At 67.4% G+C, this 512-nt stretch carries 1 protein-coding gene; it reads right to left on the reverse strand.

Annotation, left to right across the window (positions count from 1 at the left end; genetic code table 11):
* Positions 1–512, reverse strand: a 512-nt coding sequence (locus tag AWB67_RS39360; RefSeq protein WP_125477927.1) for an HlyD family secretion protein, incomplete at both ends; no start/stop codon positions are given.

The following is a 512-nucleotide window of genomic DNA, read 5'->3' on the forward strand; positions in this document are numbered from 1 at the left end:
TGAGCCAGGCCGGCGAGCTGGGTTTCCTTGAAGTTCGCATTGATCCACACGCTGTCCTGCACGATGGCCAGCACCTGCTGGCCGGACTGGATGCGCGACCCGACTTCCGCGTTCTTTTTCCCGATCCGGCCGCTCACGGGTGCATAGATCCTGTTGTAGCCCAGGTTCTGCCGGGCTTCCTGCAAATGGGCGAGCAGGACGTCCCGGTGCGCGAGCAGGGTCGACCTGGAAGCGGCGAGCGAGGATTGCTTTGCCAGAGCGGCGGTCGCCTGATCCTTCTGCGCCCGCAGTTCCGACGCCGCCATCTCGTTCGCGGCGGTCGCGTTGTCCAGCTCCTGCTTCGACACCGCCTTGATGTTCTCGGTGTACGCCGACTCGTAGCGCGAAGCGTCCGCGCGGGCGCGGCGCGCCTGCGCCTCGGCCCGCGCCACCTGAGCGCGGGCCGACGCGGATTCGGCGGCCGACTGCTGCACTTGCGCTTCGACCTGCTTGATGTGAGCATCGACCTCGCC

Origin of the sequence: Caballeronia terrestris (assembly GCF_001544515.1) — a bacterium.
In the GTDB taxonomy this organism is placed as follows: Bacteria; Pseudomonadota; Gammaproteobacteria; order Burkholderiales; family Burkholderiaceae; genus Caballeronia; species Caballeronia terrestris.